Raw genomic sequence first — 8,802 nt, 5'->3', positions numbered from 1 at the left:
CGCTCCTTGAGGCGGGGAAAGATGGCAAACACCTTGTCGAGGTTGGCGGCGCGGCGCTCACGGGCCCGGGTGAATGAACCAAGCTCCAAGTTTTCCAGCACGGTGAGGTTGGGAAACACCTTGCGTCCCTCCGGCACCTGGATCAGGCCGGCCTTGACCACCTCGCGGTAATGCGCGCGGCTCAGGTCCCTGCCGTCAAACTGCACCGTGCCGCCCCAGGCGGGATAAATGCCGCAGACCACGTTGTTCAGGGTGGACTTGCCGGCCCCGTTGCTGCCCAGCAGCGCGACCGTTTCACCGGCCTGGACCGTCAAGTCCACGCCGCGCAGCACTTCCACCTGGCCGTAGCCGCCGCGCAAGCCCCGGATCTCCAGCAAGGCGGTCATGGTGAGACTCCTGCCAGGGCGGCCGCACGCAGGCGCGCCGCCGTGCCATGCCCCAGATAGGCCTCCACCACTTTCTCGTCGGCGGTGACTTCAGCGGGCGTGCCCTGCGCAATCAACTGGCCTTGCGCCAGCACCCACACATGTTGCGCCAGGTTCATGACCGCCTGCATCACATGCTCGATCATCAGCACGGTCACACCACTTTGCGCGATGCCCCGCACTACGGGAATCATCTCCGCAATTTCCTGCGGGTTCAGGCCGGCCAGCACTTCGTCCAGCAGCAGCAGGCGGGGCCGCGTCGCCAGCGCACGCGCCAGCTCCAGCCGCTTGCGGCCTGCCACCGTCAGGTCGGAGGCCGGTTTGTCGAGTTGCGCCGACAGCCCCACACGGGCCGCCACTTCTTCCGCCTGGCTCAGGGCACTGCGCCGTTCCTTGAGATGCAGATGCGCACCCACGGCGATGTTTTCCCTCACCGTCTGCGTCGCGAAGGGCTGGACAATCTGGAAGGTGCGCGTCATGCCACGGCGCGCGTTGAGGTGCGGGGCGCAACCGGTGATGTCCTGCCCGGCAAACTGCACCGTGCCGCTGTCGGGTTTCAAAAAGCCGGACATCAGCGCGAACAGCGTAGTTTTGCCCGCGCCGTTGGGGCCGATCAAGGCCGTCAGGCTGCCCTCGGGCACGTCCAGGCTGACGTTTTGCACGGCCTTGAGACCGCCGAAGGAGATGGACAGGCCCTTGATGGCCAGCAAGGGTTCAGCCACGCCGGCCTCCGCTCTTTTTCCATAGCGACTTCGCCGTCGCCCCCAGCCCCGCGATGCCGCGTGGCAGGAACATCACAATCAGCACCAGCACCATGCCGTAGATCACCATGTTGATGCCGGGCAACTGGCCGAACAGGTTGCGCGTGAGGTCCGCGAGGACATGCAGCACCAGCGCGCCCAGCACCGGCCCCCACAGCGTCCCCATGCCGCCGACGATGGCGGCGACCAGTGCTTCCACCGAGGTGCCGGGGCCATAGGCAATGCCGGGATCGATGTACTGGAACACCTGCACATAGAAGGCGCCGCCGGCCCCCATCAAGCCGCCCGACAGCACAATCGCGCCGAGCTTGACGCCAAACGGATTGACACCGATGGCACGCGCCGCGTCTTCGTTGTCACGCACCGCCTGCAGGTAGGCGCCAAAGCGCGAATGCTTGAGCCACCACGTCAGCAGCAGGGCTGCCGCCACAAAGGCCAGCACCAGGTAGACATAGCCCTTGCGCGAGCCGAACTGCATGTTGGCGAACGATTCGTGCAAGGGCAGCATCAGGCCCACCCCGGCACCGGTGAAGGGCACCGACAGGGCCAGGATGCGGAACACCTCGGCGAACGCCAGCGTCACCAGCGCGAAATACGAGCCTTTGAGGCCGTAACGAAAGGACAAAGCCCCCACCAGCGCGCCGACCCCGGCACTGCCGGCCACCGCCATGAACAGGGCCAGCCAGGCATTGAGTCCACCCTGCAATTGCGCGATGGCCTGAATATAGGCCCCCGTGCCAAAAAACAGCGCATGACCAAAGGAAAATTGCCCGCCAAAGCCGCCCAGGATATTCCAGGCCTGGGCCAGCAGGGCCGCATACAGCGCCATCATCACGAAGTTCAAAATGACGCCGGAATCCGTCGCCAGCGGGATGCCGGCAACCAGCGCGACGAAAAGAAAAATGCCCGCCAGTTCTTTTCCGCCGCTCGTCATGCTTTGGCTCCAAACAGGCCTTGCGGGCGAAACAGCAGCACCGCAATGAAGATGGCAAAGATGCCGATCTGACCGAGCGACTCGCCCAGGTACAAACCGCCCAGCGACTCCACCACGCCGATCAGCAGGCCACCGAGCAGGGCCCCGACAAAGCTGCCCATGCCGCCCAGCACCACCACGGTGAAAGCCACCAGCACAAAGCCGCCGCCCACCTGCGGGTTCACGTAATAGGCCGGCAACAGAAAACAGGCGGCGGCCCCCAGGCACGCCAGGCCGATGCCAAAACTCATGGCATAGACATGGTCCACGTCGATGCCCATCAGCTTGGCGCCATGTTTTTCCTTGGCGACCGCACGAATCGCGCGACCCAGATCGGTCTTGCCGACGATCCACAGCAGCAAGCCCGACACCAGCAAGGCGCCGGCGAACGCCACCAGTTTGGGCAAGGCAATCATGGCCGGGCCGATGGCCACGGTGGTCAGCGTGTAAGCCGTTTCGATGGTGCGCGTGTCGGACTTGAAAAACAGCAGGGCGGCGTTCTCCATGACGATGGACAGCCCCAAGGTGACCAGCAGGATGTTTTCGTCCTTGCCGTGGCTGGCCCGGTTGATGATCAGGCGCTGCAAGGCATAGCCCAGCACGAACATGCCGGGCACCACCAGGGGCAGCGCCAGATAGGGGTCAATGCCGAAGCGCTCCTTGAGCAGGTACACCGCATACAGCGCCACCATCAACGCCGCCCCATGGGCAAAGTTGATGATGTGCAGCACGCCGTAGATCAGCGTCAGGCCCAGAGCGATCAGTGCATAGACCGCCCCGGTGGTCAGTCCATTGATCAGGGACGGGAAAAGAATTCCGGAGTCAAACATCTTTAGCGACTGGGTCTTCAGGCTCTGAGCGGGAACACCGGATCGGTTTCGCGGTACTCGCGCGGAATGATGACCTTGATGTCGTTCTTGACGACTTGCGTCATCAAGGGCTGGGCGCCGGTGTTTTGCCCGTTGACGAACTTCGTCGCGCCATACGGCATGATGTGATCGGCAAAGGTGCTCTTCTCCAGCGCATCGATGATGGCTGCGCGGTCGCTTGACTTGGCGCGTTCAATGGCGTCGGCCAGCAGGCGCATGGCCGTGTAGGTCATGAACACTTCGTAACTGAAAAACAGGCCCTTGGCCTCGACCCGCTTCTTGAGTTCGGCCGAGCGCTTGTCCTTGGGGTTGAACCAGTGGTTGCAGTCAATGATGCCGTTGGCCGCATCCGGAAACTCCTTGACGAATTTGTAGCTTGATGCCGCCCCGCCCAGCACCGAATAAATGGCCTTGGGGCTGACCTTTTGCTGCTGCATGGTACGCACCAGCAAGGCGTATTCGTTGTAGTAGTTGGCGGGTATCACGATGTCGGGGTTGACCGCCTTCATCCGCAGCACGATGTTGTTGAAATCGCGCGTCGGGTTCGCGTGCTTGATGACTTCCTTGACCTCGTAGCCGTAGCCGGGCAATTCGCGCGCCAACAGGTTGGCCGTGCCGGTGCCAAAGAGCGACTCTTCGTGAACAATCATCACGGTGCGCGCGGGCTTTCCCGCCGCCATGTTCAGCACATGCAGGTTGGCGACGGCCGCTTCGGCACACTTGCGATAGCCCGGCCCGAAGCGGAAGGTGTTCTTCAGGCCGCGCTCCATGATCTGGTCGGCAACCCCCACATCAACGACGTGGGGCAGGTTGTATTTCGCCGCGGCCTGCGTAGTCGCCAGGCAGATGGCCGAGGCGAATGCCCCCACCACCGCCGAGACCCCGGCTTCATTCATTTTTTCAATCTCGGCGGCGCCCGCCTGCGGCTGGGACTGTGCATCACCCAGCAAGGCCTCGATGTTGGCCCCACCCATCGACTTGATGCCCCCCGCCTTGTTGATGTCCTCAATGGCCATGAGCGCTCCTACCCGGCACTGCTGGCCGGAATAGGCCAGCGCGCCCGTGACAGGATGCAGGACGCCCACCTTGATGGTCCTGGGCTGCGCACCCCCGACCAGGGGAAATGCCATAGCCGAAGCGGCTGCAGCAGATTGGGACATGAAATGGCGACGTGTACTCATGGCATTTTCCTTGCGTTGATTAATGAAACTGAGCGGACAACTCTTTGCTGACCCACACCTTGGCATCGATGCTGCCAACGCGCGACAACTGCATTTGGTATTCGTACCGGTCTGGCCGGTACAGGCCATGCAGCCATTGAATCGGGCGGTCCTGGTCGTCGTAGATCAGGCGGCGAACCGCCAGCAGGGCCGAGCCGACCGCAATATCCAGATGTTTTGCAACCTGGACATCGGCCAGGCGCGCCGAAATGGTCTGGTGCGCACGGCCGACCGTGACGCCGGACTCTTCCAGCAGGACAAGAATGGGTTTTTTGGCCAGTTCGCGGCGCCCGAACTGGCGGGCGATGTCGGCCGGCACATACGTTGTGATGTGGGACAGTGGGCCTTCCCGCGTGCTGCGCACCCGAACCGCTTTCTGCACCAGGTCACCCACTTTCAGTTGCAAGGCATCTGCCACGTTCACAGAAGCCATCACCACCTCCACATCCAGAACGCGGACGGATGTTTTCAGTCCCATGCTGACCAGGTTCTCAAGCAAACCGGTGAGCTGGGCGCGTTGCCCCCCTTCACCATGCGTTACGGCCTTGGATGCGCCGAGGTCCAGCGCCCGCGTGCCGCGTCCCGGCTCACGCGAGATCAGTCCTTCTGCGGCCAGTTGCTCCAGCGCCCGGCGCACCGTCACGCGCGCCACGCCAAACTGCTGCATCAAAGCCAGCTCCCCGGGGACTCCCTGGGAAAACCTGCCTTCATGCAACTGCTCGCGCAACACCAGGTAAATCTGGTGGTACTTGGTCATGGGCAAGGCGGGCGACATGAGCGGATCGTACGAACAGTCCTATTGTTCTGTCAATAGGACATTTCTTCAATTTGAAGCATTTAAGGGTTTCTACCGAGCCTGGAATTTACCGTTGACCCGATCGATCAGCTTGAGTTGCATAGGGTTTTCGCCCCCCCGTTTTCTCAGGCCATTGCACGCAGACGACGCCACAGGGTGGTCCGGCTGATGCCCAGCCGCTGTGCTGCGGCGTGACGATTCCCCTTCAATGCGGCAAGTGCATCGCGGATGGCCTGATCGGTCAGCAAGATGCGCGTCTGGTCGCTCGCGTCTTCTCCCGTGTCGTAGAGCTCGGGAAGTGTCATGCGCAGTTCGTTGTGATCGATGGCCGATTGATCCGGATACGCAGACAGAAACACCGCGAGCCGCTCGGTGATATTTTCCAGCTCCCGCACGTTTCCGGGCCAGGCATAACGGCAGAGCAGGGGCTCGATGCTTTCGATCACCGTATCGGCCCGCAGTGGGGAGGCTAACCGCAGCAACGCAGCCTGCAACAGCAGGGTCGCGAGGACAGGAATGTCTTCGGCGCGGTCCCGAAGCGCCGGCAGGTGCAGATTCAGGATGTTGAGGCGGTAGTACAGGTCCTCGCGGAACTGGCGCAGCTTGACCCGGGTCATCAGTTGCTGATGGGTGGCCGAGATGATGCGCACATCCACCGGAATGGTGTCCGTGCTGCCCAATCGAACCACTTCCTTTTCCTGCAACACGCGCAGCAAGCGGGTCTGCAACGAGATCGGCATGTCGCCGATTTCGTCCAGGAACACCGTGCCGGTGTGCGCCACCTCGAACAAGCCGGCCTTGCCGCCCTTGCGTGAGCCGGTGAACGCGCCTTCCTCGTACCCGAACAACTCGCTTTCCAGCAAGGGCTCGGGAAAGGCGGCGCAGTTGATCGCCACGAACGGCTTCCCGCTGCGGCGGCTGGCGTTGTGCATGGCTTGGGCAAAGAGTTCCTTGCCGGTGCCGCTTTCGCCGGTCAGCAGCACGGTCGAGACGGTCGCGGCATAGCCTTGCGCCAGCTTTTTTGCGCGCACGAAGGCCGGGCTGGTGCCCGCGATCTGGTCGAAAAAGTAGCGCGCAACCGGCTTGCGTGCGCGCGCTGCAACGCGCAATCGGGTGTCGGCCTGGCGGATGTTCTTGGCGTCGTAGAGCGTCAGCACGGCGCCGGCCAGGCCGCCACGTTCGCGAATCGCAATCCGGTTGGCAATGAAGGCCTGATGGTTGAACTCGATGACCTGCCCGATTTCATCCTTGCCCGATTCCAGCACGGCTTTCAGCGACAGCGGCGGAGCGATGCTGGACAGCAGCTTGCCGAGGGCATCGGCTGCAGAGCAGTCCAGCAACTGTTCCATGGACGGGTTGACGGCGGTGATCCGGCCGGCCTCGTCGGTCGCCAGAACCGCTTCCTGAAGATGCTGCAGCACACTGTTCAAACGCTCGTGGCGCGCCGCTTCCAGGCGTGAAACCCGAGCCAGGTCGAGCGCATCGTCCAGCGCCAATCGCACGGCCGTGGCGCTGTAAGTCAGTATGCCGTGGAGGCCCTGCTGCTCGGCGAGTTCCACCACGACGCTGGAGCCCACGATCACGGTGTGGCCGGCTGCGGCCAGGCTCATGAAGCAGTCGCGCGCTTCGTCGGCTGTCTGGTAGGCGAGCTGGTCGATTTGCAGCTTGAGCAGGGCCTTGACGGAAGCCAGTTCACGCCCGGTGTCGCGGTAGGTCACCAGCCCCACGCGCTCGGAGATCTGGCGCGCCTTGAGCAGCGCCACCAACACGTCGTAGCCGCTGACCTTGATCGCGGCCACGGGGGTGGACAGGGTCGATTTCAGGATGGCTGCATTGGCGCCGGCTGAAATGAACACATCGACGCGCCGGTCGCGTTCGCGTTGCCGGGCTGCGAGATTGGCCTGCTCGAACACTTCGTCGATGACCTCGATGTCGGCGCGCCCGGCATATTCCGGCAGCACCGAATGAACGATCCGGGTCAATCCCTTGTAGCCGATGACGCAAATGCGTGGCAGCGGGCCGGTTTGCAAAGACTGCATGACTGGATTTCCTTTTTGGCCTGATCTTAAACGGGGGTAAACCCCTTGTTTCAACAGCGTTTCGCGACGTTCCAAGTAACAAGTACATGAAACAAATTCCGGGTATCCAACACGAGATTGAAAAAGGTTTTCAATATAAATCAACGGCTTGCTGATAACAACCCTTGATGGCACGCTAATTGCTGATTTGTTTCGATACAAATTCCATGCAACAACCCATCAAGGGTAAACCCTCAATGAAATCATTGGCCAATGTCCTTATTCTTGATCTCACGCACATGCTGTCAGGGCCCTATGGCGCCATGCTCCTGACCGACCTGGGTGCGCGCACGATCAAGGTCGAGCCTCCCGGTAGCGGTGAAGGCACCCGCCAGTTACTGGCCCAGAGCAGCGACTATGCGCGCCAGGGCATGGGTGCCTATTTCCTGACGCTCAACCGCAGCAAGGAAAGCGTCTGCATTGACCTCAAGTCGGACGAAGGCCGGGCGGTGTTCTACGACCTGGTGCGTCAGGCCGATGTCGTGATCGACAACTTCAGCGTCGGCGTGACGCGCCGCTTGCGCATCGACCACGAGACCCTGGCCGCCATCAACCCGCGCATCATCACCTGCTCCATTTCGGGCTTCGGCGAGACCGGCCCCGAGACCGCCCGCCCGGCCTTCGATCAGGTGGTGCAGGGCATGGGCGGCGGCATGTCCATCACCGGCACCGAGGCCAGCGGCCCGGTGCGCTCGGGCATTCCGATCGGTGATCTGGGAGGCGGCGTCTTCGGCGCCATGGGCGTGCTTGCGGCGCTGGTGTCCCGCGGCAGCACCGGCCTGGGCAAGCATGTGGACGTGTCGATGCTCGACGTCCAGATTTCACTGCTCAACTACATGGCCACCATGTACCTGATGTCGGGCATCGTGCCTGAACGTCTGGGTAATGGGCACTTCGTGCACGTCCCGTACAACACCTATCGCACCCAGACCGGCCACATCATCATCGCGTGCATCGGCGACGCCTTTTTCGAGCAGATTCTGACGGTCCTCGCCCGCCCCGAACTGCGCGACGAGCGCTATCGCCAACAGCCAGCGCGCCTGGCCGACAAGGCCTTGATCGACCGGGTCATCGAGGAAGAACTGCTGACCGACACGGCCGAGCACTGGCTCGAAAAACTGCGCGCTGCGCGCATCCCCTGCGCCCCGGTCAACAACTTTGCGCAGGCACTCGACGACCCCCAGGTCAGGGCGCGCAACATGGTGGTCGATGTCACGCTGCAGTCGGGCGAGGTCGTGAAGATGCCCGGCAATCCGATCAAGTTCTCGGATGCGGGCGAAGAATCGTTTTCCGCCCCACCGCTGCTCGGCGAGCACACCGACGCCGTGCTGCGGGGCGTCCTTCACTACCCCGACGAGCGCGTGTCAGCGCTTCGCAAGACAGGCGCTATCCAGTGAACCCGGCGCCAACCCCTATCGCCGCATCTTCCCATCCGAAACTTCAGGAGAATCCCATGAATCAAGGCCCAACGACAACCTACCGACTTGGTGTCGACGTCGGTGGCACATTTACCGATTTGCTGCTGATCAACGAATCCAGCGGTGAGACTTTTTCGGCCAAGGTGCCGTCAACGCCCGCTGACTCATCGATCGGCGTGCTCAACGGCATCGCCAAAATCTGCGAACAGAACGGCATCGCGCCCGAGCACATCACCCACGTGATGCACGGCACCACGGTGGC

9 protein-coding genes are annotated in these 8,802 nt (G+C 62.5%); 2 read left to right on the top strand and 7 right to left on the bottom strand.

Annotated elements, in window-relative coordinates; all coding sequences use genetic code 11:
• From Q8K05_RS07570 to prpR, 7 genes are all read right to left on the bottom strand, one after another.
• On the bottom strand, positions 1 to 386 hold a 386-nt coding region (locus Q8K05_RS07570), incomplete at its 3' end, for an ATP-binding cassette domain-containing protein (RefSeq protein ID WP_305245915.1).
• Positions 383 to 1,147, bottom strand: a complete 765-nt coding sequence (locus Q8K05_RS07565) for an ABC transporter ATP-binding protein (RefSeq protein WP_305245913.1) — start codon at positions 1,145 to 1,147, stop codon at positions 383 to 385. The genes Q8K05_RS07565 and Q8K05_RS07570, both read right to left, overlap by 4 nt.
• Entirely contained in the window at positions 1,140 to 2,120 is a 981-nt protein-coding gene (locus Q8K05_RS07560; RefSeq protein WP_059752125.1) for a branched-chain amino acid ABC transporter permease, read from the bottom strand. Before Q8K05_RS07560 ends, Q8K05_RS07565 begins: the two co-directional genes overlap by 8 nt.
• On the bottom strand, positions 2,117 to 2,989 hold the full coding sequence (locus Q8K05_RS07555; RefSeq protein WP_059752123.1) for a branched-chain amino acid ABC transporter permease: 873 nt from the start codon (positions 2,987 to 2,989) through the stop codon (positions 2,117 to 2,119). The genes Q8K05_RS07560 and Q8K05_RS07555 overlap by 4 nt, the downstream gene beginning before the upstream one ends.
• A 17-nt stretch (positions 2,990 to 3,006) precedes the next feature.
• Positions 3,007 to 4,209 (bottom strand): ABC transporter substrate-binding protein, encoded by a 1,203-nt coding sequence (locus Q8K05_RS07550; protein ID WP_305245909.1) that lies wholly within the window; start codon positions 4,207 to 4,209, stop codon positions 3,007 to 3,009.
• A 19-nt stretch (positions 4,210 to 4,228) separates the two neighbouring features.
• Positions 4,229 to 5,023, bottom strand: coding sequence for a GntR family transcriptional regulator (locus tag Q8K05_RS07545; RefSeq protein ID WP_059752119.1), 795 nt, complete (start codon positions 5,021 to 5,023; stop codon positions 4,229 to 4,231).
• Positions 5,024 to 5,169: 146 nt separating this feature from the next.
• Positions 5,170 to 7,083, bottom strand: coding sequence for a propionate catabolism operon regulatory protein PrpR (gene prpR, locus Q8K05_RS07540; RefSeq protein ID WP_305245906.1), 1,914 nt, complete (start codon positions 7,081 to 7,083; stop codon positions 5,170 to 5,172).
• A gap of 236 nt (positions 7,084 to 7,319) precedes the next feature.
• On the opposite strand from prpR, the gene Q8K05_RS07535 reads away from it, so the two are divergent.
• The gene (locus tag Q8K05_RS07535; protein WP_305245904.1) at positions 7,320 to 8,519 is read left to right on the top strand and encodes a CaiB/BaiF CoA-transferase family protein; all 1,200 of its coding nucleotides are present in this window, start codon (positions 7,320 to 7,322) and stop codon (positions 8,517 to 8,519) included.
• A gap of 56 nt (positions 8,520 to 8,575) precedes the next feature.
• On the top strand, positions 8,576 to 8,802 hold a 227-nt coding region (locus tag Q8K05_RS07530; protein WP_305245902.1), incomplete at its 3' end, for a hydantoinase/oxoprolinase N-terminal domain-containing protein.

Origin of the sequence: Polaromonas sp. (assembly GCF_030682935.1) — a bacterium.
Lineage (GTDB): Bacteria > Pseudomonadota > Gammaproteobacteria > Burkholderiales > Burkholderiaceae_C > Polaromonas.
The sequence above is the reverse complement of the archived record's forward strand: the minus strand, read 5'-3'. Positions and strand labels throughout refer to the sequence as shown.

What these genes read in the sequence shown, in the direction of transcription:
- Q8K05_RS07560 (WP_059752125.1), bottom strand. Translation starts at nt 2,120, where the DNA reads ATGACGAGCGGCGGAAAAGAACTGGCGGGCATTTTTCTTTTCGTCGCG.
- Q8K05_RS07555 (WP_059752123.1), bottom strand. Translation starts at nt 2,989, where the DNA reads ATGTTTGACTCCGGAATTCTTTTCCCGTCCCTGATCAATGGACTGACC.
- Q8K05_RS07550 (WP_305245909.1), bottom strand. Translation starts at nt 4,209, where the DNA reads ATGAGTACACGTCGCCATTTCATGTCCCAATCTGCTGCAGCCGCTTCG.
- Q8K05_RS07545 (WP_059752119.1), bottom strand. Translation starts at nt 5,023, where the DNA reads ATGTCGCCCGCCTTGCCCATGACCAAGTACCACCAGATTTACCTGGTG.
- prpR (WP_305245906.1), bottom strand. Translation starts at nt 7,083, where the DNA reads ATGCAGTCTTTGCAAACCGGCCCGCTGCCACGCATTTGCGTCATCGGC.
- Q8K05_RS07535 (WP_305245904.1), top strand. Translation starts at nt 7,320, where the DNA reads ATGAAATCATTGGCCAATGTCCTTATTCTTGATCTCACGCACATGCTG.